General features: G+C 65.1%; 24 protein-coding genes. 12 read left to right on the top strand and 12 right to left on the bottom strand.

The features are described from left to right. The gene (locus tag AC3A4H_RS13190; protein WP_487767063.1) at positions 1-687 is read right to left on the bottom strand and encodes a GntR family transcriptional regulator; all 687 of its coding nucleotides are present in this window, start codon (positions 685-687) and stop codon (positions 1-3) included. A gap of 205 nt (positions 688-892) precedes the next feature. On the opposite strand from AC3A4H_RS13190, the gene AC3A4H_RS13185 reads away from it, so the two are divergent. Then, complete coding sequence (locus tag AC3A4H_RS13185; protein WP_487767062.1) at positions 893-2,263, top strand: aspartate aminotransferase family protein; 1,371 nt, start codon at positions 893-895, stop codon at positions 2,261-2,263. Between the two features lie 152 nt (positions 2,264-2,415). Here the strand turns inward: AC3A4H_RS13185 and AC3A4H_RS13180 are convergent, their stop codons facing one another. The 5 genes from AC3A4H_RS13180 to AC3A4H_RS13160 form a co-directional block, all read right to left on the bottom strand. Then, the gene (locus AC3A4H_RS13180) at positions 2,416-3,249 is read right to left on the bottom strand and encodes an ABC transporter permease (protein ID WP_487767061.1); all 834 of its coding nucleotides are present in this window, start codon (positions 3,247-3,249) and stop codon (positions 2,416-2,418) included. Between the two features lie 4 nt (positions 3,250-3,253). Next, positions 3,254-4,081 carry an ABC transporter permease gene (locus AC3A4H_RS13175; RefSeq protein WP_487767060.1) on the bottom strand — a complete coding sequence of 276 codons (828 nt, stop codon included), beginning with the start codon at positions 4,079-4,081 and terminating at the stop codon, positions 3,254-3,256. 73 nt (positions 4,082-4,154) lie between these two features. Further along, positions 4,155-5,264, bottom strand: coding sequence for an ABC transporter substrate-binding protein (locus AC3A4H_RS13170; protein ID WP_487767059.1), 1,110 nt, complete (start codon positions 5,262-5,264; stop codon positions 4,155-4,157). A gap of 29 nt (positions 5,265-5,293) precedes the next feature. Continuing rightward, the gene (locus AC3A4H_RS13165) at positions 5,294-6,394 is read right to left on the bottom strand and encodes an ABC transporter ATP-binding protein (RefSeq protein ID WP_487767058.1); all 1,101 of its coding nucleotides are present in this window, start codon (positions 6,392-6,394) and stop codon (positions 5,294-5,296) included. Positions 6,395-6,481: 87 nt separating this feature from the next. Further along, entirely contained in the window at positions 6,482-7,375 is an 894-nt protein-coding gene (locus AC3A4H_RS13160; protein ID WP_487767057.1) for a LysR substrate-binding domain-containing protein, read from the bottom strand. 213 nt (positions 7,376-7,588) lie between these two features. Here AC3A4H_RS13160 and AC3A4H_RS13155 point away from each other — a divergent pair, with 213 nt between their 5' ends. The 4 genes from AC3A4H_RS13155 to AC3A4H_RS13140 are packed head-to-tail and all read left to right on the top strand — an operon-like array spanning position 7,589 to position 13,515. Beyond that, on the top strand, positions 7,589-9,172 hold the full coding sequence (locus tag AC3A4H_RS13155; protein ID WP_487767056.1) for a zinc-binding metallopeptidase family protein: 1,584 nt from the start codon (positions 7,589-7,591) through the stop codon (positions 9,170-9,172). 42 nt (positions 9,173-9,214) lie between these two features. Continuing rightward, complete coding sequence (locus AC3A4H_RS13150) at positions 9,215-10,942, top strand: amidohydrolase (protein ID WP_487767055.1); 1,728 nt, start codon at positions 9,215-9,217, stop codon at positions 10,940-10,942. Next, positions 10,936-11,901 (top strand): CobW family GTP-binding protein, encoded by a 966-nt coding sequence (locus AC3A4H_RS13145; RefSeq protein WP_487767054.1) that lies wholly within the window; start codon positions 10,936-10,938, stop codon positions 11,899-11,901. Before AC3A4H_RS13150 ends, AC3A4H_RS13145 begins: the two co-directional genes overlap by 7 nt. Beyond that, positions 11,902-13,515, top strand: coding sequence for a 5-guanidino-2-oxopentanoate decarboxylase (locus tag AC3A4H_RS13140; protein ID WP_487767053.1), 1,614 nt, complete (start codon positions 11,902-11,904; stop codon positions 13,513-13,515). A gap of 116 nt (positions 13,516-13,631) precedes the next feature. On the opposite strand, the gene AC3A4H_RS13135 is transcribed toward AC3A4H_RS13140, so the two are convergent. Continuing rightward, positions 13,632-14,555: a methylenetetrahydrofolate reductase gene (locus AC3A4H_RS13135; RefSeq protein WP_487767052.1), complete on the bottom strand. Its 924-nt coding sequence runs from the start codon at positions 14,553-14,555 to the stop codon at positions 13,632-13,634. Positions 14,556-14,802: 247 nt separating this feature from the next. On the opposite strand from AC3A4H_RS13135, the gene AC3A4H_RS13130 reads away from it, so the two are divergent. The 5 genes from AC3A4H_RS13130 to AC3A4H_RS13110 all read left to right on the top strand — a co-directional run bounded on the left by AC3A4H_RS13130 (position 14,803) and on the right by AC3A4H_RS13110 (position 19,198). Continuing rightward, on the top strand, positions 14,803-15,762 hold the full coding sequence (locus tag AC3A4H_RS13130) for a VOC family protein (protein WP_487767051.1): 960 nt from the start codon (positions 14,803-14,805) through the stop codon (positions 15,760-15,762). Positions 15,763-15,767: 5 nt separating this feature from the next. Continuing rightward, positions 15,768-16,496: a PIG-L deacetylase family protein gene (locus tag AC3A4H_RS13125; protein WP_487767050.1), complete on the top strand. Its 729-nt coding sequence runs from the start codon at positions 15,768-15,770 to the stop codon at positions 16,494-16,496. Further along, positions 16,496-17,167: a 4-carboxy-4-hydroxy-2-oxoadipate aldolase/oxaloacetate decarboxylase gene (locus tag AC3A4H_RS13120; RefSeq protein ID WP_487767049.1), complete on the top strand. Its 672-nt coding sequence runs from the start codon at positions 16,496-16,498 to the stop codon at positions 17,165-17,167. Before AC3A4H_RS13125 ends, AC3A4H_RS13120 begins: the two co-directional genes overlap by 1 nt. Positions 17,168-17,209: 42 nt before the next feature. Continuing rightward, positions 17,210-18,262 carry a 4-oxalomesaconate tautomerase gene (locus AC3A4H_RS13115; protein ID WP_487767048.1) on the top strand — a complete coding sequence of 351 codons (1,053 nt, stop codon included), beginning with the start codon at positions 17,210-17,212 and terminating at the stop codon, positions 18,260-18,262. Between the two features lie 84 nt (positions 18,263-18,346). Beyond that, positions 18,347-19,198 (top strand): NAD(P)-dependent oxidoreductase, encoded by an 852-nt coding sequence (locus AC3A4H_RS13110; RefSeq protein ID WP_487767047.1) that lies wholly within the window; start codon positions 18,347-18,349, stop codon positions 19,196-19,198. Positions 19,199-19,507: 309 nt separating this feature from the next. Here AC3A4H_RS13110 and AC3A4H_RS13105 read toward each other — a convergent pair whose 3' ends face one another. From AC3A4H_RS13105 to AC3A4H_RS13090, 4 genes are read right to left on the bottom strand one after another with little or no spacing between them, the layout of a single operon-like run. Then, positions 19,508-19,828, bottom strand: coding sequence for a YciI family protein (locus tag AC3A4H_RS13105; RefSeq protein ID WP_487767306.1), 321 nt, complete (start codon positions 19,826-19,828; stop codon positions 19,508-19,510). 5 nt (positions 19,829-19,833) lie between these two features. Then, positions 19,834-20,676 carry a class III extradiol dioxygenase family protein gene (locus tag AC3A4H_RS13100; protein ID WP_487767046.1) on the bottom strand — a complete coding sequence of 281 codons (843 nt, stop codon included), beginning with the start codon at positions 20,674-20,676 and terminating at the stop codon, positions 19,834-19,836. Beyond that, a complete protein-coding gene (locus AC3A4H_RS13095; RefSeq protein WP_487767045.1) occupies positions 20,669-21,019 on the bottom strand; it encodes an extradiol ring-cleavage dioxygenase in 351 nt (116 codons plus the stop codon). The genes AC3A4H_RS13100 and AC3A4H_RS13095 overlap by 8 nt, the downstream gene beginning before the upstream one ends. Next, positions 21,012-21,722, bottom strand: a complete 711-nt coding sequence (locus AC3A4H_RS13090) for an alpha/beta fold hydrolase (RefSeq protein WP_487767044.1) — start codon at positions 21,720-21,722, stop codon at positions 21,012-21,014. Before AC3A4H_RS13090 ends, AC3A4H_RS13095 begins: the two co-directional genes overlap by 8 nt. A gap of 221 nt (positions 21,723-21,943) precedes the next feature. Between AC3A4H_RS13090 and AC3A4H_RS13085 the strand changes: the two genes are divergently transcribed. Both AC3A4H_RS13085 and ligM read left to right on the top strand, forming a co-directional pair. Then, complete coding sequence (locus AC3A4H_RS13085) at positions 21,944-22,678, top strand: GntR family transcriptional regulator (protein ID WP_487767043.1); 735 nt, start codon at positions 21,944-21,946, stop codon at positions 22,676-22,678. Positions 22,679-22,853: 175 nt separating this feature from the next. After that, positions 22,854-24,269: a vanillate/3-O-methylgallate O-demethylase gene (gene ligM, locus AC3A4H_RS13080; protein ID WP_487767042.1), complete on the top strand. Its 1,416-nt coding sequence runs from the start codon at positions 22,854-22,856 to the stop codon at positions 24,267-24,269. A 92-nt stretch (positions 24,270-24,361) separates the two neighbouring features. On the opposite strand, the gene AC3A4H_RS13075 is transcribed toward ligM, so the two are convergent. Continuing rightward, positions 24,362-25,408 (bottom strand): GSU2403 family nucleotidyltransferase fold protein, encoded by a 1,047-nt coding sequence (locus AC3A4H_RS13075; protein ID WP_487767041.1) that lies wholly within the window; start codon positions 25,406-25,408, stop codon positions 24,362-24,364. Positions 25,409-25,448 lie beyond the last annotated feature (40 nt).

Below are 25,448 nucleotides of genomic sequence, written 5' to 3'. Positions count from 1 at the left end.
TCAGTCCGCAGCCCCGTTCTGCCGGCGCATGATCACCTGCTCGATGATCGTCTTTCCCGCGTCGCCAATGTCCTCGACGATGGCGCGCTCGGCCGCGTCCGGGTCCTTGGCGACGATGGCCTCGAGCACCTGGTAATGATGGTCGATCATGATGCGCCCGCCGGCCTGGTAGGCTTCGGCGATCAGCGGGCCCATCTGCAGCCATAGCCGGTTCAAGATTCCGCGCAGCACCACCATGTCGGCGATCTCGGCCAGCGCGAAATGGAACACCTGGTTGAGCTCGAGGGCGCGGCTCCAGTCCTTGGCGGCAATCGCGCGCTCGTTGCGCTCGATCAGATAGCGCAGCCGGGCGATGTCCTGCGGCCCGGCCTTGAGGGCGGCTTCGCGCGCGGCCAGCCCCTCCAGCTTCATCCTGATCTGCCGGATTTCCTTGTAGCGCTCCATGGTCAGGAGCGGCACGCGCACTTCGCGCGCGGATTTCTGCACCAGCGCCTCGTCCTGGATCAGGCGCAGGATTGCATCGCGCACCGGGGTCACGCTGGTGCCGAGGGACTGGGCTATGTCACGTATGGTCAGGCGCGCATCAGGGGCAAAGCGCCCCTTCATCAGCGCCTCCGACATGCGGGCATAGACGCTCTCGCCCAGATTCTCGTGTTCAAGGGTCTGGAAGTTGAAGTTTCCACTCATCGTTTACGGCATCCCACGCAACCCGGCGCGTATCTCTAAAGTGCCGCATTGACAACATAATTTCCGAAATACATGATGCATCACACAGCAAATTTTTGGAATTTGCAAGGGTGATTCCCACCTGCGATTTGCAGGCGGGGTGCAGTCTTTTCTTGCAAGGCCGGGAATGCCCGTTAGACGTGGCGCTGAAACACAGGAAACCATTATGGACGCCCAACCCAATTCCCCTGAAGCACGCGATATCCGCTATCACATGCATGCCTACACCAATATGCGTCGGCACCAGGAAGTCGGCCCGCTCATCATCGAGAAGGGCGATGGCATCTATGTCGAGGACAACACCGGCAAGCGCTACATCGAGGCGATGGCCGGCTTGTGGAGCGTGGCGGTCGGCTTCTCGGAGCCCCGGCTGGTCGAGGCCGCAACGCGGCAGATGAAGCAGCTGCCCTTCTATCACAACTTCACCCACAAGTCGCATTCGGTGGTCATCGACCTGGCCGAGAAGCTGGTGACGATGGCGCCCGTGCCGATGAGCAAGGCCTTCTTCACCAATTCCGGATCCGAGGCCAATGACACGGCCATGAAGATGATCTGGTATCGCTCCAATGCGCTCGGCCAGCCGCAGCGCAAGAAGATCATCAGCCGCAAGCGCGGCTATCACGGCGTCACCATCGCCTCGGCCAGCCTCACGGGCCTGCCGAACAACCAGATCTCCTTCGACCTGCCGATCGCCAATGTCCTGCACACCTCCTGCCCGCACTACTGGCGCGAGGCCCTGCCGGGCGAGAGCGAGGACCAGTTCACGACGCGGCTTGCCGACGATCTCGAGAAGCTGATCCTGGCCGAGGGCCCCGAAACCGTCGCCGCCTTCATCGGCGAGCCGGTGATGGGCGCGGGCGGCGTCGTGGTGCCGCCGGCCGGCTATTGGGAAAAGATCCAGGCGGTTCTGGCCAAGTATGACATCCTGCTGGTGGCCGACGAGGTCATCTGCGGCTTCGGCCGCACCGGCGAGATGTTCGGCTCGCAGACCATGGGCATGCGGCCCGACATCATTGTCATGTCGAAGCAGCTGTCCTCGTCCTACTTGCCGATTTCGGCGCTGATGATCAACGATCGCGTGTTCGAACCGATCGCCGACGAAAGCAATCGCATCGGCACCTTCGGCCACGGCTTCACCGCCGGCGGCCATCCGGTCGCGGCTGCAGTGGCGCTGGAAAACATCCGCCTGATCGAGGAGCGCGACCTGGTCGACAACGCCCGCGAGGTCGGCGCCTACATGCAGCAGCGCCTGCGCGAGCTGGCTTCGCATGAGCTCGTCGGCGAAGTGCGCGGCGTCGGTCTCATCGCGGCGATCGAGACGGTGGCCGACAAGGCGACCAAGGCGCCGTGGGGCCAGGTCGGTGCGCTCGGCGCACTCGTCAATGGCCAGCTGCAGCAGAACGGCGTGATCTCCCGCGCCATGGGCGACTCGATCGCCTTCTGCCCGCCGTTGATCATCACCAGGGCGCAGGTCGACGACATCATCGTCGCGCTCCGCACCTCGCTCGACGCGGCGCTGGCGCAGGTCAAGGCCTGATCCCCAGCCTCCAACAAAGAACCCGGCAAGAAGGAATTCTTGCCGGGTTCTTTCTTTTTGAGCGATTGGAAAGCTGTGCGCTTGGCTGCGGCCCTGCATGGCCAATCGGTTCTGAATATCAGTCTCTACGGGCGCTCAGGCGAAAGGTGGGGTCACGCCAGCGCCTGGCGGCGCGAACGCTGCCAGCGCCACAGGTCGCGGCCGAGGATGCCCAGCACGGTCAGCGAGATCAGGATCACCGAAATCGCCGCGATTGCCGGGTCGACATTGTCGCGCATGCCGTTCCACATCTGGCGCGGCAGGGTGACGACGTTGAAGCTGGTGATGAATAGCGTCACCGAAATCTCTTCCCACGACAGGATGAAGGCGAAGAACGCGGCCGAGATGATGCCGAACCTGGCATTGGGCAGCACCACCCGGAAGATCGACTGCCACAGCGAGGCGCCAAGCCCGCGTGCGGCCATGTCGATGCGCTTGTCGATCTGGCTCAGCGAAACCATGAAGGTCACCAGCGCAAAGGGGGTCGCCACGATGACATGGGCGAGGATCACGCCGCCGATGCTGTCGAAGCCGATCCAGGGTGCGATGTCGATCAGGTTCGTCTCGAAGAAGTAGAGGATGATGGCCGAGACCACCGGCGGCATCACCATCGGCAGAAACACCAGCGCGGCCAGCGCCATGGTGAAGCGGTTGCGCTTGTACCAGAGGCCGAGCCCGAACAGGACGGCCAGGACGGTGGAGATCGCCGCGCTCGCCACGGCGATGCCGAGGCTGAGCTTGATGCTGTCCAGCCACACCGGGTTGGTCAGCAGCGCCTCGTAATGGCGCAGCGACCAGTTGCCCTTCGGCATGGAAAGATAGCGCGCCCCGGTGAAGGACACCGGCACGATGGCCAGCAGCGGCATCAGCAGGAAGATGATCGTCAGATAGACGATGACGGCGCTGACCCAGCCCGGCTTGTCGGTACCGTTTGCGTTTGCGCTCATCGCCTTACCCCACCAGTTTGTCTATGCGCGAGACCTTGTGCAGCAGCGCGCCCAGCGCTGCCACGATCGCCAGCAGGATCACGCTGATCGCCGCGGCCAGGCCCCAGTTCACTGTCTGGAACAGTTGCAGATAGATGAATTCCGCCACCATCACGCTGCGGCCGCCAGACAGGATCGCCGGTGTGATGAAGAAGCCGAGCGCGAATACGAACACGATGATCGCCGCACCCAGCACGCCGGGCATGGTCATCGGCAGCGTCACCTTCCAGAAGATGCGCATGCGACCGGCGCCAAGCCCGCTTGCCGCCTGCAGCACGCGCGGATCGACCTGCCGCAACGCGGACGCGAGCGGGAAGACCGCGAACGGAATGAGGAAATGCGTCATGCCGATGATGCTGCCAAGCTCATTGCGCACCAGCGCCAGCGGCTCCTTGATCAGGCCGACGCTCATCAGGCTTTCGTTGATGATGCCGTTGTTGCGCAGCAGGATGAGCCAGCCGAAGGCGCGGATCAGCACCGAGATCCAGAACGGGATCAGCACGCAATATTCGATCAGCCGCTGCCGCCGGGGCGGGCCGAACACCCAGTTGTAGGCGATGGCATAGGCCAGCGTTACTGAAACGGTGGTCACGATCACGCAGATGCGCAGCGTGCGGATCAGCACGGCCTGTACGGTCGGGTCGGTGAAGATGCGGACATATTGGCCGAAGCCCGGCTCCGGGTCGGTCACGCTCCACTTGGCCACCATCAGGAACGGCAGCACATAGGCAGCGACCAGAAGAAGCGGCAGGGGAGCCAGCAGGACGGCGTAACGCATCCAGGATCGGGACATGATCAAGGCTCTCCTGACGCTTTTGGATCTTTTGGAGGAGCGGCGCTTGCCGCTCCTCCTTGCTGATTGGTTCTTACTTCGAGACCAGGGCCAGGAACTTTTCCAGGGCCGCGGAGTAGTTGTCGGCGTACCATTCGGCGTTGAGCGCGACCTGCTTGGCAAGCGCTTCGGCCGAGGCGCAGTTCAGCGCCTTCTGGTCGTCGGCGATCAGCGCGTCGGTCTCGGGGTTGGCCGGGCCGTTGCCCATCTGCTCGAACAGGATGAGCTGGTTTTCCGGCTTCTGGGCCTCGGCGATGAACTTCATCGCATTGTCCTTGCCGGCCGGGTTGCCCTTGATGACGATCCAGGTGCTCGAGTTGACGAAGCCGCCGTCGAAGCCCCACTTGATCTGGCCGCCGGTGTCCTTTTCCAGCAGCATGGCGCGGGTGTTCCAGATGTAGCCCATCGAGGCTTCGCCTTCGAGCAGCAGTTGCTGGCTTTCGGCGCCCGAGCCCCAGAAGGAGATGATGTGCGGCTTCAGCGCCTCGATCTTGGCGAGCGCGCGGTCGATGTCGAGCGGGTAGAGCTCTTCCGGCTTCACGCCGTCGGCGAGCAGCGCCGCCTCGAGCATGCCGTTCATCCACTTGTACATGGTGCGCTTGCCCGGGAACTTCTCGACATCCCAGAAGTCGGCCGGCGAGGTCGGGGCCGCGTCGGCGAACTTCGAGGCGTCATAGGCAAGCACATAGGAGAAGAAGTAGCCCGGCGTGCCGTATTCGAAGTCGAAGCCCTGGCGCAGCTTGGCGCGGTCGACGACGTTGTAGTCGATGGCTTCCAGCGCGCCCTGCTTGCCGAAGTCGATGCTCAGGTTGGCGTCGGCGTCGACAACGTCCCAGATCACCTTCTTGCTGGTGATCTGCGCCTTGATGGCGCCTTCCGTCGGGCCGCTGCCGTCGATGCGAACCGGAATGCCGGTTTCCTTGGTGAAGCCGTCGCCGAAAGCGCGGGCAAAGATCTCGAGCGCGTCGCCGCCCCAGTTGGCCATCACCAGCTGGTCGGCGGCAAAGGCCATCTTGCTGCGCATGGCCAGCGGCACGCTCAGCAGCACCGCGGCGGCCTTCACGAAGCTGCGGCGGTCGATCTCGCCGGCGGCGGCGCGGCGGGTGAGGATTTCAAAGCAGTCGCGCTTGAAATGATCAGACATGATTTTCGTTTTCACTCCCAAAGAACGGTTCAGATATTCTTGTCGTCGCGCAGGATGAAGCCGCTCTCCATCGGCCAGCTCACCGTGGCCTCCTCCCCGAGCGCCAGCTCCGCGGCGGCGGAACGGTCGGGCACCGACAGCTGCAGGTGCTGGCCGGTGGGTAGCGCGATCTGCAGCGTCATGTCGGCGCCGTTATAGGTCTTGTCGGCAATCACGCCGGTCAGGCTGTTGTCGTCCGCGCCGGCGGTTCCGATGCGCAGATGTTCGGGCCGCACGGCCAGCAGCGCGTCGTTCGCGCCGGCGGCATCGGCCGCGGCCGGGGCCGAAAGCGTGGCTTCGCCAAGCCGCCCGGTCGCGCGGCCGTCGACGGCGCGGCAACCGGCAAGCGGCAAGAGGTTGATGCGGCCGAGGAACTCCGCCACGAAGCGGCTGGAGGGCTGCATGTAGATTGAGCGCGGCTCGGCCGCCTGCATGAGCCGGCCGTGATCGAAGATGGCGATGCGGTCGGACAGCGCCAGCGCCTCGCCCTGGTCGTGGGTGACGAAGACGAAGGTGGTGCCGGTCTCGCGGTGCACGCGCTTCATCTCGGCCTGCAGGCCTTCGCGCAGGTTCTTGTCCAGCGCCGAGAACGGCTCGTCGAGAAGCAGCACGCCCGGCTCGAACACCAGCGCCCGCGCCAGCGCCACGCGCTGCTGCTGGCCGCCGGAAAGCTGCCCGGGCTTCTTGTGGGCATGGGCGGAAAGCCCGACGCGCTCGATCATCTCGCCCACGCGGCGCTTGATCTCGGCGGCCGCCACCTTGCGCACCTTGAGCGGGAAGGCCACGTTCTCGGCCACCGAAAGATGCGGAAACAGCGCATAGCCCTGGAAGACCATGCCGAAGTTGCGCTTGTCGGCGGGCCGGCCGGTGATGTCGACGCCGTCTTCCTCCAGGCGGCCTCGCGTCGGCTTCAGGAAGCCGGCGAGCGCCATGAGAAACGTCGTCTTGCCCGAGCCCGAAGGGCCGAGCAGCGTCAGGAATTCGCCTGCGTCGATGGTCAAGTCGAGACTGCGCAAGGCTTCGAAATTGCCGAAGGACTTGCTGAGACCGATTGCGTTGAGCTGAGAGGCGCGATGTCGTTGCGGGGCCAAACCCACTCCCCCTATCTATTTTCCGAAAACGATAGGGTGAAAAGCGAATTCACCACAATGGAATAATTTGCGCAGTTCAGGTGAAGATTATTCATGTTGTCGTGAGCGGAGCAGCTGACGGCTCTCGGTGAGGCTTGCTTTCAGCCAGTTGCAGAAGGCGCTTACGATCGGTTGATCGAGCTTGTGACGTTCGCAGACCAGAAAGTAGGACTCGGGCGATTTGATGGTGCTGTCGAATGGCCTCACCAGGTCGCCATCGGTCAGCGCCTTGCCGCAGACGATGTCGTCGCCCATCGCCACGCCCTGGCCGGCAATGGCCGCCGCCTGGGCCAGATAGATGTCGGAAAAGACGATGCTGTTTTCGGGTTCCGGCATCGGCAGGCCGTAGGCGCTGAACCACAGCGACCAGTCGTGGAAATCGCCCAGGTGCAGCAGCGTCAGCCGGGTCAGGTCCTCTGGCGTGTGAATGCTGTTGGCGTTGAGCAGGGCGGGGCTGCAGATTGGCGTGAACTCCACCTGCGCCAGCAGTTCCGACCAATGGTTCGGCCAGCTGCCGGAGCCGAAGGCGATGAACACGTCCGAATCGGGGTCGCTCACATCGTCCAGGCGGCGCGGCGTCACCAGCTTCATGCGCACCAGCGGATAGAGGCTGTGGAACTCGCTCAAATGGTTGCACAGCCAGAAGGTGGCGAAGCCCGGCGTGCAGGAAATCGTCAGCCGGCCGTGCAACTGCACGTCGTCGGCGATCTCGGCGGCCTGCGCGATCATGCCCAGCGCGGTGCGCACCTCCTGCGCATAGCGGCGCCCGAACGGCGTCAGCTCGATGCCCTTGCCGTCGCGCTCGGTGAGCTCGAGGCCCAGCTCGCGTTCCAGGAAGCGCAGCTGGTGGCTGATGGCGCTCGGCGTGCGGTGCAGCTCCTGCGCGGCCTGCCACAGGCTGCCGTGGCGGGCGACCGCATCGAAGGCCCTTAGCGCGCTCATGGAAGGCAGGTTTCTGGCCGGCCAGGTCATGTGGTGTCCCTCTGATGAAATTCTCTCAACTCAGGCGACAATATATATCACTTTCTGAAAATCCCATTCACCCCATACGATGATTTGCAGTGAGGTGGGCCGCGCCCGCCTCCGGAGGATCAATCATGCCGGCGCCTTCGCCGGCAAAGCGTGCAAACCGCGCAAAAAAATGACGAGCAGCCGATGACCAGGAATATTGCCGAGGAAACCGCCACGCGCTGGGTCGACGAGAACGCGGCCGAGCTATCCAAGTGGACCAGCGAAATCTGGCACAAGGGCGAGACTGCCTGGCGCGAATACGAGTCCGCTGCCTGGTATGTGGAGCGCCTTCGCGCCGAAGGTTTTGAGGTCGAGGAAGGCTCCGGCGGCATGCCGACGGCCTTCGCCGCCTCGTGGACGAATGGCGAGGGCGGGCCGGTCATCGCTTCCTATGCCGAATATGACGCCGTTCCCGGCAATTGCCAGGCAGCGAGCACGGTCAAGGAGCCCCGCGCGGGCTTGAACGAACATGCCGGCGGCCACACCGATCCGCATTCCGCGCTCGGCATGAGCGCCTTCGGCGGCCTGCTCGCCACCAAGGCGGCCATGCAGGCGAACAACATTCCGGGCACGCTGAAATTCTTTGGCGAGCCGGCCGAGAAGGTGCGCGGCTCCAAGCCGATCCACGCGGCCAAGGGCTACTATGACGGCCTCGACGCCATGATCAGCTTCCACCCCTGCTACATGCTGCCGCTGTGCAACACGGTGAACTGGGACACGCATTGCGGCGCGGCTTACGCGATGGTCTATCGCTTCGTCTGCGACGAGCCGGAAACCTGGCTGAAGCGCGCCGACGGCCTGCCGATCCCGCAGGCGCACAGCGCGGTACGCGCGCCGGGCGCCAACGATGCGCTGTTCTACATGTACAACGCCTCCAAGGCGCTGCGCGATTCCATGCTGCCGCACATGGGCGGCTGGTCGATCAGCGAGGCGATCCTGACGGCCGGTCAGGCGACGGCCGACAACCTGCCGGCGCGTCTGGCCGAAATCCAGTACATCATCCGCGTGCCGACCGTTGAGATGGCCGAGCAGGCGACGCTGATCCTCGACCGCAACGCCGAGGCTGCCGCCAAGCTTGCTCACTGCCGCGTGGAAAAGATCTGGGTGTCGAAGTCGCGCCCCGGCCTTGCCAACCATGTCATGGCCGAGCTGGTCTATGGCAAGCTCGCCGCCGTCGGCGCGCCGAAGTGGGGCGAGCGCGCCAAGGAGATCGCCCGCGAGATCCAGGCCAATGTCGGGCTCGAGCCGATGGCCGAGCCCTTCCTGCCGGACTGCGAGAAGCTGATTGCGCCGCAGGAGGCCGAGCGCATCCTGCGCCAGGACCTGCCGCCGTCGCAGATCAACTACACTTCGGACGACTACACCGACATGTGCTGGCACGCGCCCACCGCGCGCCTCTACATCGCCCGTCCGATGCTCACCGGTCCGGCCGGCTTCGCCTATCCGGACTGGGTGATGAATGCGCTGGGCGGCATTCCCGAGACCATCGACCCGATGGTGTTGTGCGCTTCCAAGACCATCGCCCACTCGATGCTCGAGCTGATGCAGAATGCCGAGCTGCGCGCGGCTGCCCGCAAGGAGTTCGAGGAGCGCACCGGCGGCGGCGTCGGCGGCACGAACTGGATCCCGCCGCTCGCCGACTACGAGGCGCCGATCGGCTTGCGCTGGCCCGAATATGTCACCACTGTGCGCGGCCGCGAATGGTGGATCCCGAGCGCCGGCTATTGAGGCCGGCGTCCAAGGTTCTTTTCTGAGAGGCAGGCTATCGACATGCGCGTTCTCTACGACCACCGCCCGAGCCATTCGGACCGCAGCGCCTTTGCGGACCTCGTGCTCGTCAATGGCCGCATCTATACCGGCGACCCGGGCCTGCCCTGGTGCCAGGCGCTGGCGGTGGCGCGCGGGCGCATCGTCGCGCGCGGCGAGCGCGCGGATGTCGAACACCTGATCAATGCGCAGACGAAAGTGATGGATCTCGGCGGGCGCTTCGCCATGCCGGGCCTCTACGACATGCACACCCATCCGGACCTCGCGCTGGCGCCCCGCTATGCCGAGGACCTCGACATCGGCATCGTCGATCCGACGCCGGACCAGGTGCGCGATGCCATCCTCGCCTACGCCGCCAAGCACCCCGATCGCGAGTGGATCTACGGCCAGTATTTCGTCCGCTACACATTCCGGCAAGCTGGGCTCGTGCCTGGCAAGGAGTGGCTGGACACGGTGATGCCCGACCGTCCGGTCGCGCTGCTCGACCGCATGTGGGGCACCATGATGGTCAACAGCGAGGCGCTTCGCCGCGCCGGCATCACCAATGATACGCCCGACCCGGCCAATGGCTATCTCGAGCGCGACCCGGTCAGCGGCGAGCCGACGGGCCTGCTGATCGACGGCGCCTATGCGCTGATCCATGCAGCGATGCCGCCCACGCCGGTGCCGGCGCTGCGCGCGGCCTATCGCGACGGCGTGCACTATCAGTCCGCGCGCGGCGTGGTGTCGACGAAATATGTCCATGTCTGCGAAAACCGGCTGGATGCGCTGCAGTCGCTCGACCAGGCAGGCGAGCTGACCCTGCGCGTCGAAGCGGCGATCAGCTGGCAGGACGATATCTTCCCGGTGCGCCGGCGCTGGGAGCTGCTGGCCGGCGAGCGCCACTACTACCGCTCGGCGCGGCTCAACGCCAATGCGGTGAAATTCCACTTCGACGGCACGGTCGAACCGCGCTCGTCCTATCTCATAACGCCCTGGGATGGCGGCAACACCACCTGGAGCGGCAAGCTCAACCTCACGCCCGAGCATCTTGCCGACATGATCTGGGACATGGACCGGCAGGGCATCCGCGTCATCGCCCACTGCACAGGCGACGGGGCTTCCGACACCTTCCTCGACGCGGTCGAGGAAGCGCGCCGGCGTCCGGGCGGGCTCGGCGTGCGCCACCAGTGCGCGCACTCGACCATCCTGCACGGCAGCAACCTCAAGCGCTTCCGCGACCTGAACGTCACCGCCGAATTCTCGCCGGTGTCGTGGTATCCGTCGAAATTCGTCTCCGGCGCACGCTCTGGCTACGGCCCGGAGCGCCTGTCGCGCGCCTATAACATCAAGGGTGTGCTGGAAGCCGGCGGCGTCGCCGTCATCGGCACCGACTGGCCGGTCAGTCCGCTCGATCCGTGGATCGCGCTCGAAACCATGGTCACCCGCGCCAATCCGTGGGGCGAGGGCGAGGGCCAGTTCGGCGAGCCGATCTCGCTCAAGCAGGCAATCGATGTGATGACCAAGAATGGCGCCTGGTCGATGGGCATCGAGCATGAGGCGGGCTCGCTCGAGGTCGGCAAGTCGGCCGACATCATCGTGCTTGACCGCAACCTGTTCGAGGTCGAGCCGCAGGGCAACATCCACTCCACCAAGGTGGACCTCACCTTCATGCAGGGCCAGCTCGTGCACGACCGGCTGAACGAGAACTCCGATGCCGTGTGGCACGGGGAGGCGCCGCAGCTATGGTGATGAAGGGCGCCGCGCCCACACCGGTCACCGTCATCGGCGGCTTTCTGGGCGCGGGCAAGACAACGCTCGTCAACCACATTCTGAGCGGCGACCATGGGCTCAAGGTCGCCGTGCTGGTCAACGATTTCGGCGCGATCAATATAGACGCCGCGCTCATCACTTCGACCGAGGGCGGCCTCTACAGCCTGTCCAATGGCTGTGTCTGCTGCGGCCTCACTCAGGGCTTTGTCGAGCAGCTGGAAGAGCTTCTGGCCGCCCGCGCCGACATCGACCACATCGTGATCGAGGCAAGCGGCGTGGCCGATCCCGCCCGCATCATGGACACGGTGCGCTATTCGCGCTTTGCCTCGCGTCTGCGCGCGGATGCCATCGTCGTGGTGGTCGATGCCGGTGGCTTCGATGATGCGATTTCCGCCGCGCCCGGCCTCGCCGAAGCGCAGGTCGGCTCCGCCGATCTTCTGGTCCTCAACAAGACCGATCTGGTCGACCGCGCGGGCATTGATGCCTGGCGCGCGCGCTGGACCTTTCCGGACACCCGCATCGTCGAAACCACGAATGCGCTTGTGCCTTTCGACATCCTCTTCGCCGGCCAGATTTTTTCGCGCGGCACTGCCTCGAATTTCATCGCCGAGCCCGTCCACGAACAGGCGGTGAGCGCGATATGGCGAAGCGAAGGCGCTGTCGACCTGAAGCGCCTGCAGAAGGTTCTTGCCGGCCTGCCCACGGCGGTCTATCGCGCCAAGGGTTTTTTGCGCGGGAATGATGGCCGCCGCTTCGCCGTGCATCTGGTCGGCACCCGCCTTTCCTTCGAGCAACTGGCAAAAGCGCCGGAAGGCCTCGACGCGGACAATATCCTCGTGCTCATCGGCTTCGGTGAGCGCCCACCCTTTGAATCCATCCTGGCGCAGCTCGACGGCTGCGCCGAACCTGCTGCGCCTGCCGCGAAAGGAACTGCCTGAATGAAGACGGTTGGAACCTATCTGGTCGAACTACTCGCCGCCTATGGCGTAGACACGGTGTTCGGCATTCCGGGCGTCCACACGGTGGAAATGTATCGCGGCCTGCCCGGCAGCGGCATCCGCCACATCACGCCGCGCCACGAGCAGGGCGCAGGCTTCATGGCAGACGGCTATGCCCGCGCCACCGGCAAGCCGGGCGTGTGCTTCATCATTTCCGGCCCCGGCCTCACCAACATCGCCACCGCCATGGCGCAGGCCTATGGCGACTCGGTGCCCATGCTGGTCATCACCAGCGTCAATGCGCCGGGCCGCATGGGCTCGGGCGAGGGGCACCTGCACGAACTGCCCGACCAGCGCCAGGTCGGCCGCCAGTTCACCGCCTTCAGCCACACCGTTCTGCGCTCCGAAGAGCTGCCGCAGGTGATCGCGCGGGCATTTGCGGTCTTCGCGTCGGCGCGTCCGCGCCCGGTGCATATCGAGCTGCCGATCGACCTGCTCACCCTCGACGCCTCCGCCCTGCCGCCGGCACAGAAGCGCCCGGCCCCCACACGCCCGGCGCCGCAGCAGCAGGCGATTGCCGAAGCTGCCGCCCTGTGCGCGGCGGCGAAGCGTCCGGTCATCATTGCAGGCGGCGGTGCTGCCGATGCCGGCGCGCCGCTGCTTGCGCTGGCCGAAGCGCTTGACGCGCCGGTGGTCATGACCGTCAACGGCCGTGGCACGCTGCCGGCCGGCCATCCGCTCGGCGTGCCGTGCAGCCCCGCCATGGCGCCCACTACCGCGCTCATCGAGGCCGCCGATCTGGTGATCGCGGCGGGCACCGAGTTCGGCCCGACCGACTTCGATTTCTACGAGACCGGCGGCGCGCGCATTAACGGCAAGCTGGTCCGCATCGACATCGATCCCGAACAGGCCATGCGCGGCCGCCCGGCCGATCTCGCGCTGATCTCGGACACGAAACTTGCGCTGGAAGCGCTGGTGCCTGCCGTCTTGCCGCGTGCGGCCGGCGATGGCGCCGAGCGTGCAAAAGCCGCGCGCGAAGGCGTGCGCGCCGAGCTCAATCCGGTCCTGCGCGCCGGCGCTTACCTCATGGAGGTCGTGCGCGACACGCTGCCCGACGTGGTGATCGCGGGCGACTCGGCGCAGCCGGTCTATGCCGGCTGCATCGATTTTGCCGCCAACAAGCCGCGCTCCTGGTTCTGCTCGGCCACTGGCTACGGCACGCTCGGCTATGCGCTGCCGGCGGCCGCAGGCGCGCTGATCGGCTCCGGCCGCCCCACCGTCTGCCTTGCCGGCGACGGCGGCATCCAGTTCACGCTGCCGGAACTCGGCTCGGCTCGCGAGGCGGAACTGCCGCTGATCGTTCTGCTGTGGAACAACAACGGCTATGGCGAGATCAAGGCCTACATGGAAGCCCGCGGCATCGAGCCGATCGGCGTCGACATCTACACGCCCGACTTCTTGACCATCGCACGCGGCTTCGGTTGCGAGGCCGAGAAGCTGGAAGACCCGCGCGACCTGCCGGCGAAGCTGAATGCCGCCACCCAGCGCAACCGGCCGACCGTGATCGAGATTGACGAGGCTTCCTACGTCGAGTTCGTGAGCGCGCAGGGTTGAGCCAGGAATAGTCGTCGAAACGCGCGGCGAGCGATTTCAAATGCAAGAAGGCACCGGGATCGCCCGGTGCCTTGTGCTATTTCTGCCGGTTCAGAAAGCCGGCTAAACACGTTGTCTCAGGCCTGGAGCGCCGCCTCCGCCTTGACAAAGCCGCGCTCGTTCATCCATTCCGCTGCCGTCTTGATGCCGCCCAGCGGAAACACGTGGAGTTGCTGGATAAGGCTCTCCGGTCTCGCCGCCTTGTGCTGCGCAAGTTCGGCGACGACCTCCGTCGGCTCATAGGGCAGCAGCAGCTTGGTGATGTCGCGTGCGCGCTTCTGTAGCACCTGCAGCGAAGGTCCGACACCGCAGGACAGCGCATATTTGATCAGCGTCTGCAGCTTGGCCGGGCCCGCTATGCCGACATGGATCGGCAGCGTCACGCCGGCGTCGCGGATGCGTTCGGCCCAGCCGATGACGGATTTCGCATCGAAGGCGAACTGCGTGGTGATGGCGACTCGCGCATCCGTGCGGCTGGCAAAATCCTGTTTCCACAGCAGCGACTTGTCCACATTGGTGGTGGATCCGTCGGGGTCGATGTCGCGGTTGCCTTCCGGGTGGCCCGCCACATGCAGGTGGGTGAAGCCATGGCGGTCGAACAGCCCGGTTTCCATCAGCTGGAGCGAGCTGTCGAAGTCGCCCGCGGGAACGGCAATGCCCCCGCCCAGCAGCAGGGCCTGGCTTACATTCGCTTCGTTGCGATACCGCGCCAGCCAGTCCGCCAGCACGTCACGGCTCGGAATCGAGCGTGCCGGGAAATGCGGCATCACTGGAAAGCCTTCCTCGCCGATCCGCCTCGCGGTGGCCACCATGTCCTCGATCGGCGTGCCGTCGATATGGGCGATGTAGACGCGGGTTCCGGCCGGCAGGAGCGCGCGGAAGTCATCGACCTTGGCGGCCGTGCGCGGCATCACCTCGATCGACCAGCCCTGCATCAGTTCAGAAGGCGCCGGCCTTGCTGCCTTTTGGCCCTGTCCGACGGTGAAATCCAGAAATCCCAATTTTTCCTCCACGCAATTCCAAAAATGTATACATACATGATCGGCGATTGGCGAGGTCAAGCCGTAAACGCGATGCAAAGCAGGAATTTATCAAATTTTGACAGTTGCCTTGCCATCTAGGCTGCTTAATAATGCATACATGAATATCCGGGTGGAGGGGCGTTCGCCGCGGGCGGCAAGGCCAGGGGAGGGAGGATGGCATGACGACATATCGGACGAAGCCTGACTTCGCGGCGGGGGTGCGGCCATGACCGAGCCCTGTTACGACGTCGCCCATCTCGGCCATGTCGAGCTCTATACCGACAGGTTCGACGAGAGCCTGGATTTCTTCACGCGCGTCTACGGGCTGACCGCCAGCCTGGTCGAGGATGGCTGCGCCTATCTGCGCGCCTTCGACGATTACGAGTTTCACACGCTCAAGCTGGTCCGGCACCACGCCACCGGCGTCGGCCATGTCGCCTACCGTGCCGCGTCGCCCGAGGCGCTGGAGCGGCGGGTGAAAGTGATCGAGGCGATGGGATGCGGCCTCGGCTGGGTCGAGGGCGATGCCGGCCATGGCCGCGCCTTCCGCTTCACCGATCCCGACGGCCATATCTTCGAGCTTTACTACGACACCAGGGTCTATGAGGCGCCGCCGGAGGAGCGCCCGGCGCTCAAGAACATCGCCCAGCGCTATCATGGCCGCGGCGCGAGCCCGCGCCGGCTCGACCATCTCAATCTTCTGGCGGCCGATGTATCGGCCATCCGCGATTTCATGACCCAGGCTCTGGGCAGCCGCGTCACCGAGCAGATCCTTCTCGACAACGGGCGGCTCGGCGGCTGCTGGTTCACGGTCAACAACAAGAGCTACGACATCGCCTATTCTGAGGACCACACCGGCGCACGCGGCAGGTTTCATCATCTCACTTATGCGGTGGACCAGCGCGAGGACATCCTGAGGGCCGCCGACATCTTCCTGGAAAACGGCGTCCACATCGAAACCGGACCGCACAAGCACGCGATCCAGGGAACCTTCTTCCTCTATGTCTGGGAGCCTGCGGGCAACCGCGTGGAACTGGCCAATGCCGGCGCCCGGCTGATCCTGCGGCCGGACTGGCCCACCGTCACCTGGACGGAGAGCGAGCGCAAGAAGGGCCAGGCCTGGGGCCTGAAGACGATCGAGACATTCCATACCCATGGCACGCCCCCTGTGGGCAGAAAGGACTAGACCTCATGGCAAAGACGGCACTCGTCATCTCGGCACACTCTGCAGACTTCGTGTGGCGCTGCGGCGGGGCCATCGCCCTTCACGCCGAGAAGGGCTACGACGTCACGGTCATCTGCCTGTCCTATGGCGAGCGCGGCGAAAGCGCGAAGCTGTGGAAGCAGCCCGACATGACGCTGGAAAAGGTGAAGGCGGCCCGGCGCGCCGAGGCCGAGAACGCCGCCAGCGCGCTCGGCGTTCACGACATCCAGTTCTTCGACCTGGGCGATTACCCGCTGGAGGTCGACCGCGAGGCGAAATACCGGATCGTGGACGTGATCCGCAAGGTGCAGCCGGCCTTCATGCTCAGCCATTCCAAGTGGGACCCGTACAATACCGACCACATGTACGCCACGCAGGTGGCGCTCGAGGCGCGCATGATCGCGCAGGCCTGGGGGCACAATCCGGGCGAGAAGGTGCTGGGCGCGCCGCAGCTCTATCTCTTCGAACCGCACCAGACCGAGCAGATGGAATGGAAGCCCGATGTCTTCCTCGACATCTCGCCGGTGTGGGAAAAGAAATGGGCCGCCATCCAGTGCATGGAGGGGCAGGAGCATCTCTGGCATTACTACAAGAATGTGGCCGAGAACCGCGCAAACCATTTCATGCGCAATTCCGGCGGGCAGTCCGGCGGCCGCAAGGCCACCCATGCCGAGGGCTTCCAGTCCGTCTTCCCGCGCACCGTGGATGAGCTGTGATGGGCGTCGTCGTTCAGAACATCGAACGGGCGGACCAATCCGTCATCGACCGCCTTGCCGCCTGCGGCGTGGCGACCGTGCATGAGGCGCAGGGGCGCAAGGGTCTGCTTGCCAGCTATATGCGGCCGATCTATTCCGGCGCCCGGCTCGCCGCAAGTGCTGTCACCATCTCCTCGCCTCCCGGCGACAACTGGATGCTGCACGTGGCCATCGAGCAGCTTAAGCCGGGCGACGTGCTGGTGCTTGCGCCCACCAGCCCCTGTGAGGACGGCTATTTCGGCGACCTTCTGGCCACCTCGGCGCAGGCGCGCGGCTGCCGCGGTCTTGTCATCGACGCCGGCGTGCGCGACATCGCCGACCTCACGGCAATGAAGTTCCCGGTCTGGTCGAAGGCGATCTTCGCGCAGGGCACTGTCAAGGAAACGTTGGGCTCGGTCAACATTCCGGTCGTCTGTGCCGGCGCGCTCATCCAGCCCGGCGACGTCATCGTGGCTGACGACGACGGTGTCTGCGTGGTGCGCAGGGAGGAGTCGGAAGAGGTGGCAGCCAAGGCGGAGGCGCGCATGGCGGCCGAGGAGGCCAAGCGCAAGCGGCTCGCCGCGGGCGAACTCGGCCTCGACATTTACGACATGCGCGGGCGGCTCGCCGAAAAGGGCCTGAAATATGTCTGAGGCACGCGCCTCGTTTTTCCGCGAAAGGTGAGGAGGGACCCGATGTCCGCATCTGACAGCGGCATCCCCTGCATGTGGATGCGTGGCGGCACCTCCAAGGGCGGCTATTTCCTGGCGCAGGACCTGCCGGGCGACCGTGACGCCTTCCTGCTGCGCGCCATGGGCTCGCCCGATGCGCGCCAGATCGACGGAATGGGCGGCGCCAATCCGCTGACCTCCAAGGTGGCGGTGGTGAAGCGTTCCGCGCGCGCGGGCGTCGATGTCGACTATCTCTTCCTGCAGGTCTTCGTCGACCAGGCGCTGGTGAGCGACGGCCAGAACTGCGGCAACATCCTCGCCGGCGTCGGGCCTTTCGCCATCGAGCGCGGCCTGGTGCCGGCGCGCGACGGCCAGACCGAAGTGCGCATCTTCATGGAAAACACCGGCCAGGTCGCGATTGCGCGTGTCGAGACACCGGGCGGCCGGGTAAGCTATGCTGGCGATGCGCGCATCGACGGCGTTCCGGGCACGGCGGCCCCCATCCCCATCACCTTCGCCGACACCGCCGGCTCGAGCTGCGGCGCGCTGCTGCCCACCGGCAAGGCGGTCGATGTGGTCGAGGGCGTGGAATGCACGCTGATCGACAACGGCATGCCCTGCGTCATCATGCGCGCCGCCGATCTCGGCATCGCCGGAACCGAAACGCCGCAGGAACTGGAGGCCAACCAGCCGCTGCGCGAAAGGCTCGAAGCCATCCGGCTCAAGGCCGGGCCGATGATGAACCTTGGCGACGTGGCGCAGAAATCCGTGCCCAAGATGACCATGATTTCGGCGCCGCGCGCCAGCGGCGCGATTTCCACACGCACCTTCATTCCCCATCGCTGCCACGACGCCATCGGCGTGCTCGGCGCCGTCAGCGTGGCCACCGCATGCCTCTTGTCCGAAGGGCCGGCGGCAGCACTGGCCGTCGTGCCAGAGGGCGAGGAAAAGCTCGTCTCGGTCGAGCATCCAACCGGCGAGATGAGCGTGGTCGTCACCCTGCAGGGCGGTGCCGTGGTCGATGCGGCGGTGCTGCGCACGGCGCGCAAGCTGTTCGACGGCCGAATATTCGCATGACAGTTTAGCCGGGGGCGGTTCGCACGCCTTCCGACATCTCGACATGCGTCAAAGCAAGCTTCCTCAATTGTCGGAGACGAGGGCATGAAGATCGCATTCCTGGGCTATGGCGAGGCCGCGCGCGCCTTCCACGAGGGGCTGGGCCGGCCGGGCCTTAGCTTCATCGCCTATGACATATTGCTGGAGCGCGGCGACGAGCCCATGCGTTCGGCGATGCTCCAGCGGGGCGCGGAGGTCGCAGACCTCGCTGGGCTGGGCGAGGCGGACTGGATCTTCAGTGCGGTCACCGCCGACCAGAGCCTTTTGGCGGTAGAGCCGCTGCTGCCGCATCTGAGGCAGGGGCAGTTGCTCATCGACATCAACTCCGTCTCGCCGGACCGAAAGCGCCAGACGGCGTCGGCCGTGGAGGCCACGGGCGCGATCTATCTCGACATGGCGGTAATGGCGCCGGTGCATCCGCGCGGGCATGCCACGCCGGTGCTGCTGGCCGGCACGGAAGCCGGGCGGTTTCTGCCGCAGCTTTCGGCGTTGGGCTTCTCCGCCTCCATCGCCGGCGCCGAGCCGGGCGCGGCCACGGCGATAAAGATGGTGCGTTCGCTGTTCGTGAAGGGGCTGGAGGCGATCACGGTCGAGACGCTGCTTGCCGCCCGCGCCTCCGGCTGCTTCGAGGAAATCGTCGCCTCGCTTTCGGCGTCCTTCCCCGGGCTCGACTGGCCGCATTTCGCCGAATACCAGATGGAGCGCACGACGCGGCACGGAAAACGCCGCGCGGCCGAAATGCGCGAGAGCGCGGCAACGCTCGATGCGCTGGGCCTGAGGGGCGGGCTCGCCAGCGAGATCGCCGAGGTGCAGGAACGCATGGGCGCCTGCGGTGTGGGGCCCGATGCCAGCCTTGGCGATACGGTCGCGCGGGCGTTGGGAATGAGGCTGGGGTAGTCGGCCCGTTTCCCTTCATGGAAACGGGGAGCCGCCGCGTCTGCTCAGGTAGGGCAATCGCGTATCGCACGGAACCACCCCCACCCCTGTCCCCTCCCCACAAGGGGGAGGGGGACGATTTCGCCGCCATAGCACCCAAGCGGCGAAGACTGGTGCCGGGCGGCCGTGCAGCATGGTTCCCCTCCCCCTTGTGGGGAGGGGTTAGGGGTGGGGGTTCAAATGCGATTCCCTGCCCCGCGCGGAGAGGACGCGAGCGGGCGAGGGGCATCTTTGACGGTCCTGCCGGTGTTCAAGAGAAAAACGAAGCGCCTATTTCCGCGCCGTCATGGGCTCGCTGATGCGATGGGCCTGGAACGTGTCGGGCAGCGGCGTCAGTTCGATGCGCTCGACGATGCCGGCGAGGGTGAACGGATCCCCTTCCGCAAAGGCGCGCGCCTTTTCCAGGCTCTCGGCTTCCAATACGCCGAAATTGCCGATCGAGCCGCCCTGTTCGTCCAGTAGCGCCGAGCCGATCAGCACCGCCGCCAGCCCTTCGCCGCCGGATTGCACCCAGGCGCGGTGGGCGGGCCGGTGCGTGTCGCGGGCTTCGTCCTGCCCAACCCGGTGCAGGCATCGCATCAGAAAGAACATGCGCTTCACTCCGCGTTTTCCAGCACCACCATGCCCGCGCCCGTCATTGAGGCGGGGGCGTGGTAATGCTTGTGGACCTGCCTGACCTGCGGGTTCATGGCCGCGCGCATCACCAGCCACATGATGAGCTCCGCCCCTTCCGAGCCGAACTGCTCGACATAGTCCTCGCGACTCATGGCGCGATAGTGCTCCGGGTTGGCGGCGATGCCGTCCAGCCAGGCGCGGTCGGCTTCCTGGTTGATGAAGCCCGCCCGCGCGCCCTGCAGCTGGTGCGAAAGGCCGCCGGTGCCGAGGATCACGACGCGCTCGTCGCCCGGCCAGGACTCGATCGCCTCCCGCAGCACCTCGCCCATCTCCCAGCAGCGCTGCGGCGTGGGTATCGGATACTGGATGGTGTTCACCCAGATCGGCAGCACCTTGACCGGCCATTTTTCCGGCCGGCCGAAAAACAGTTCCATCGGCACCTGCGCACCGTGGTCCACCTCGATCTCGCGGCAGACCAGCGGGTCGAAATGGCGCTCCACCAGCCTGTCCACGAAGTGCCACGAAAAATCGACGGCGCCTTCGAAAGGCGGCACGGCGCGCGGGCCCCAGCCTTCGTCCACCGGGTGGTAGGTCTCGGCCACGCCCACCGCGAAGGTCGGCACGCGGTCGAGGAAGAAGGTGTTGCCGTGGTCGTTGAAGACCACCACGGCAATATCGGGCCGTGCCTCGCGCATCCACGCCTTGCCGGCTTCGTAGCCGTCGAAGAAGGGCTTCCAGTCGGCCGTGTCGCGCAGGCCCTTGTCCAGTGCCGCGCCGATCGATGGAACGTGGCTCGTTCCCACTCCGCCGATGATCCTAGCCATTGCGCTTCTTCCCCAGCCGTTCGTACAGAAAATCCTCATGCGACATGCCGGCCTGCGCGGCACCGATCTGCGTGATCGGGGTCGGGTCGACGGCCGAGATCTTGAGGATGAAAAAGAGGTTTCCGCCGAGCCGCACCATCTCGCGCCAGGCGCGCGCCATCACAGCGGCCTTTTCCTCCGCGGTCAGGCCGAAGCGGTCGAGAAAGGCTTCCTCGTCGGCCTTGAAGGCGGCGCGGTTCTCGGGCTTGCCCAGCGCCATCGCCATCTTGTTCATCCTGTAGCCCCGGATCGACCCTTCACGGTCGAAAAGCGGGGTTTCGGCTATGGCCGTTTGTTCAGGCATCGGTCCCTCCAAATCTGCGCGCGAGCCATCCGGAGATCGCCCCGGTCACTTGCTGCGGCCGCTCCACCGGCGCGAAATGGCCGGCATTGTCGATGATGGCCAGTTCGGCGTCCGGCACCGCGTCGGCGATCTCCTGGTGCTGGGCAATCGGGCTCCAGCCGTCCTGCCGCGCCGCAACCAGCAGGATGGGGCAGGCAAGCTCGGCAAGATAGGCGCTCGCATCCGGTCGGCCGAGCAGCGCGCGGATCTGGCGCTCATGCACCTGCGGGCCGGCGCGCAGCACCATGGCCTTCAGTCGCTCGATAAGGGCGGTATCCTCCACCCGGGCCGGGTCCAGCATCGGCGGAAGCCACTGGTCGGCAAGCCTGCCGATGTCGCTGTGGCCGAGTGCGATCATCGCTTCGCGCTTGATCTCCTCGCCTTCCCGCTTCGGGTGGTGCCCCGTATTGGCCAGCACCAGCCCGCGGACCCTTTGCGGCGCAAGCCGGGCCATTTCCATCGCCACCCGCCCGCCCATGGAATGGCCGACGGCGATGATTGCGCCCTGCGTCTCGTCGAGAATGCGGCTTGCCATGGAAGTGATGGAGCTGTCGCGGGTCACGTCGGCATGGTGCACTGGCATGCGGGCCGACACTGCTTCGGCCAGGGGCTGCCAGACGATGTCGTCCGAAACCAGTCCCGGAATGAGTACCAAGCTTGTCAAAATCGCTGCCCTCCCTGGGTCACCCAAATCCCATGTATACATTTTTGTCAATGGCGATGTACACATGAAGGGCCGATCGGGGTAGGGCGGGGCCGCGCAATGGCTAGTTTGGCAGGAATCATGAATACATTTGTGCTGCGAACGTTGGCTAGCCGCTTCCACCCCATCTTCGCGCGAGCTGTCTGAAGTGCTAAGCGTGACTGCAGAAAGAGGTGCCCGAAATGAAACCCAGTGAAGTTGCCACGCACGGCCGCCGAGCGGTCATCGAACTGCGCGAGAAAATCATCAACGGCGAGCTGCCGGGAGGAACGCGCCTGTTCGAAGTGTCGCTGGCCGAGGCGCTCGATATTTCCCGCACGCCGGTGCGCGAGGCGCTGTCGCGCCTTGCGGAAGAGGGGCTGCTTGATCGGCTGCCCAATGGCGGCTTCGTGGTGCGCCTTTTCGGCTATGCCGATGTGGTCGATTCGATCGAACTGCGCGGCGTGATGGAAGGCACGGCGGCGCGGCTGGCTGCCGAGCGCGGCGTGGCGCCGGAGGCGCTGGCGCGCATAACCGATATAGTTTCCAGGCTGGACGCCTGTTTCGGCCCCGGGCTGGACGAGGTGGATTTCGACGCCTATTCAGACCTCAACGAGGCCTTTCATCACGAGCTTGCGGGGCTCGCCGGCAGCGAGGTCATCCGGCGCGAGGTCGAGCGGGCCGGCTCGCTGCCTTTCGCCTCGCCTTCGGCCTTCCTGCCCAACCGGACCGAGATCGCCGCCTTCCGCCGCTCGCTCCGCTTCGCGCAGGAGCAGCACCGCGAGCTGGTCAACGCCATCGTGGCCCGCGAAGGCGCGCGCGCCGAATGGATCGCCCGCGAGCATGCCCGCACCGCCCGCCACAATCTTGAATACATCTTCAGCCAGGACCCCGAACTGCTGCCGAAGATTCCCGGCCTCGGCCTGATCCATCGCTGAGGCGCCCTATCTATTTGTTTGAGCATGATCTTTTTGGGATCATGTGCCAGCGGCGGTCCCTGCGGGCCGCCGTTTTGCGTTCCGCGCCGCGCCTTGTCTGCGCAAAGAGGCTTGCATTCTCCCTCGCGATCAGCCCTAATGTATACATCATTTTCTGCGCCTTGGAGGAGAGTCCATGACAAAATCTAGCCTTAGCAACATTTTAGCCGAGAATCCGAACCCCGTTCAGCTGCTGCGCAGCTCGCGTCTTGGCATGTATGTATACCCCGTCGTGGCACCGGAGTTCAGCAACTGGCGCACCGAGCAGGCCGCCTGGCGCAATTCCGCCGTGCTGTTCGACCAGACCCATCACATGGATGAACTGATCGTCGAGGGCCCGGATGCCGAGAAGTTCCTCGCCTATCACGGCATCAATTCCTTCGGGAATTTCGATCTCAGCCGCGCCAAGCATTTCGTGCCGGTCACGCCGAACGGCCATGTCATCGGCGACCACATCATTTTCCGCGAGCGCGAGGACAAGTTCATCCTCGTCGGTCGCGCGCCGACCTCCAACTGGCTGATGTTCTGCGCCGCCTACGGCAAGTGGAATGTCCGGCTCAAATACGACCCGCGCTCGCCCTCGCGGCCGGAAGGCGAACGGGTTCTGCGCACCCACTACCGCTATCAGATCCAGGGCCCCGACGCCCCCAGGATCTTCGAGAAGATGAATGGCGGCCCGATCCCCGAGATCAAGTTCTTCCATGTCGACTGGATCAAGATCGGCTCGAAGAAGGTGCGGGCGCTGCGCCACGGCATGTCGGGCGCGCCGGGCCTGGAAATCTGGGGCCCCTACGAGGACAAGAACTACATCCTGTCCTGCATCCTCGAGGCGGCCAGGGACGCCGGCGTCGATCTCGTCCGCTGCGGCAGCCGCGCCTATTCCACCAACACGCTGGAATCGGGCTGGATTCCGTCGCCGCTGCCGGGCATCTACACCGGCGACGGCATGCTCAAGGACTATCGCGACTGGCTCGGCGCCGACTCCTACGAGGCGACCGGCTCCATCGGCGGCAGCTTCGTCTCCGACAACATCGAGGATTACTACGTCAACCCGTTCGAGCTCGGCTACGACTTCTACATCGGCTGGAAGAAGGGCGACTTCGTCGGCAAGGCTGCGCTCGAGAAGATGAAGGGCCAGAAGAACCGCAAGAAGGTCACCTTCGAGTGGAATGCCGAGGACGTCGTAGAGGTCATCGCCTCGGCCTTCCGTCCGGGCGAGGAACACTTCAAGTGGATCGACTTCCCGCAGCCCAACTATGCCTCCTCCAGCGCCGACATGGTGTTGCGCGACGGCAAGATGGTCGGCATGTCGATGTTCAACGGCTATTCCTACAACGAGCGCTGCATGCTCTCGCTCGGCGTCGTCGACGCCGATGTCCAGGAAGGCGACGTGCTGACGCTGATCTGGGGCGAGCCGGATGGCGGTTCCGCCAAGACCTCGACCGAGCGGCCGCACAAGCAGGCGGAAATCCGCGTGCGCGTGTCGCCCACGCCCTATGCGCGCGAGGCCCGCGAAAACTACGCCGACAGCTGGCGCACGAAGAAGGGCTGATCACGCTGTCGTAGGTTCGACATCGCCTCGCCGGGTCCCTCTTGGAACTGGCGAGGCGATGCAGTTTTCACAGTGATCGCCCAATCCGCCCGTCAGAATTCATAGGGCTCGGCGCGGCTGCCCACGAACAGCGGCGCGGCAGCGTCGAAAACCTCCTGTGGTAGCATCCGCAGCGCGTCGCGCTCATAGGGCAGGTGGGTCAGATGCGTGGCAACGATCGCGCCAACTGCTCGCGCTTGCGCGGCATCGCGCTGGCGCTTCACGGGTTCGCGGCCGGGTTGTCTCGAAACCCATAGCTTGTGTGCAGCAAAGACACGCGGGTCGGTGGTGACGATCCTGAGGGGCCCTCCACGTTCGTCGATGGCGATCGCCTCGAAGTGGGGCGCGCTTTCATGCCAGCCCAGTCCTTCGATCGCGACAGAAGTAAGATCGTCGGCATCTTGTCCGACCCGCAGCATTTCCTTGGACCAGGGCGGGTTTCGCTGTGGTCGGATCAGATCGACGAGATAGCCATCACGGTTGACCGCCCGGAATTCCTGGGCAGTTCGCTCAAAGCTTGCGTCGACCTTCTTCAATAGACCGATCAGCGTCAGGTCCGCCACATTTTCCGAAGCCACCATACGCAGCGCCTGTCGCGCATCCAGCAGCAGATCGATGTCTTGCGTTGCAGTGATCCCGGGATCGACAAGCACACCTGCTGTCGCCTCATAGGCATAGATCGCGTTTGTTCCGACAATGCGAATGCCGTGGCCAAGCAGTCCGGCCTCGTCGAGTGCGCGGATGATGCGAGCCGCTATCACGGGAACTCGGCCGAGCCCCAGAACACGGTTGATGGCCGCCTGGCGCGCCATGGTTTCGCGCATCACTTGCAGGCCTGCGCGCGCCTCGGCACGCCCAGCCTCCCAGGTATGTTTGGTTTTTTCCGTCTCTGGGCTTCTGCGGCCGAGCGAGGTCTGCCGGCGTATGCCTGAGGAATCGTAGTAGCTGCGGGCGAGGTATTCCTCGCCCTTTGCCTTCTGCCAAACCATGGAGCCACGATAGCTCCTCAGTCTCTCCGTGGCGCGGCGAAGCGCTTCGAAGCGCTGGTCGGAATTGACCTTTTCACGGCGCTGGTCGTTGTTGAGTTCCTGGAAATCCATAGTTTCAACACTTCGTCGCTGATCGACGTCAAACTGTTGA

Source organism: Pseudaminobacter sp. Soil_N_29 (assembly GCF_057656055.1).
This window is presented reverse-complemented; position numbering and strand designations above follow the sequence as displayed.

Bases quoted from the DNA above. Each gene is read 5' to 3' on its own strand.
- AC3A4H_RS13190 (WP_487767063.1), bottom strand. From the start codon at position 687: ATGAGTGGAAACTTCAACTTCCAGACCCTTGAACACGAGAATCTGGGC.
- AC3A4H_RS13185 (WP_487767062.1), top strand. From the start codon at position 893: ATGGACGCCCAACCCAATTCCCCTGAAGCACGCGATATCCGCTATCAC.
- AC3A4H_RS13180 (WP_487767061.1), bottom strand. From the start codon at position 3,249: ATGAGCGCAAACGCAAACGGTACCGACAAGCCGGGCTGGGTCAGCGCC.
- AC3A4H_RS13175 (WP_487767060.1), bottom strand. From the start codon at position 4,081: ATGTCCCGATCCTGGATGCGTTACGCCGTCCTGCTGGCTCCCCTGCCG.
- AC3A4H_RS13170 (WP_487767059.1), bottom strand. From the start codon at position 5,264: ATGTCTGATCATTTCAAGCGCGACTGCTTTGAAATCCTCACCCGCCGC.
- AC3A4H_RS13160 (WP_487767057.1), bottom strand. From the start codon at position 7,375: ATGAGCGCGCTAAGGGCCTTCGATGCGGTCGCCCGCCACGGCAGCCTG.
- AC3A4H_RS13155 (WP_487767056.1), top strand. From the start codon at position 7,589: ATGACCAGGAATATTGCCGAGGAAACCGCCACGCGCTGGGTCGACGAG.
- AC3A4H_RS13150 (WP_487767055.1), top strand. From the start codon at position 9,215: ATGCGCGTTCTCTACGACCACCGCCCGAGCCATTCGGACCGCAGCGCC.
- AC3A4H_RS13145 (WP_487767054.1), top strand. From the start codon at position 10,936: ATGGTGATGAAGGGCGCCGCGCCCACACCGGTCACCGTCATCGGCGGC.
- AC3A4H_RS13140 (WP_487767053.1), top strand. From the start codon at position 11,902: ATGAAGACGGTTGGAACCTATCTGGTCGAACTACTCGCCGCCTATGGC.
- AC3A4H_RS13130 (WP_487767051.1), top strand. From the start codon at position 14,803: ATGACCGAGCCCTGTTACGACGTCGCCCATCTCGGCCATGTCGAGCTC.
- AC3A4H_RS13125 (WP_487767050.1), top strand. From the start codon at position 15,768: ATGGCAAAGACGGCACTCGTCATCTCGGCACACTCTGCAGACTTCGTG.
- AC3A4H_RS13120 (WP_487767049.1), top strand. From the start codon at position 16,496: ATGGGCGTCGTCGTTCAGAACATCGAACGGGCGGACCAATCCGTCATC.
- AC3A4H_RS13115 (WP_487767048.1), top strand. From the start codon at position 17,210: ATGTCCGCATCTGACAGCGGCATCCCCTGCATGTGGATGCGTGGCGGC.
- AC3A4H_RS13110 (WP_487767047.1), top strand. From the start codon at position 18,347: ATGAAGATCGCATTCCTGGGCTATGGCGAGGCCGCGCGCGCCTTCCAC.
- AC3A4H_RS13105 (WP_487767306.1), bottom strand. From the start codon at position 19,828: ATGTTCTTTCTGATGCGATGCCTGCACCGGGTTGGGCAGGACGAAGCC.
- AC3A4H_RS13100 (WP_487767046.1), bottom strand. From the start codon at position 20,676: ATGGCTAGGATCATCGGCGGAGTGGGAACGAGCCACGTTCCATCGATC.
- AC3A4H_RS13095 (WP_487767045.1), bottom strand. From the start codon at position 21,019: ATGCCTGAACAAACGGCCATAGCCGAAACCCCGCTTTTCGACCGTGAA.
- AC3A4H_RS13085 (WP_487767043.1), top strand. From the start codon at position 21,944: ATGAAACCCAGTGAAGTTGCCACGCACGGCCGCCGAGCGGTCATCGAA.
- ligM (WP_487767042.1), top strand. From the start codon at position 22,854: ATGACAAAATCTAGCCTTAGCAACATTTTAGCCGAGAATCCGAACCCC.
- AC3A4H_RS13075 (WP_487767041.1), bottom strand. From the start codon at position 25,408: ATGGATTTCCAGGAACTCAACAACGACCAGCGCCGTGAAAAGGTCAAT.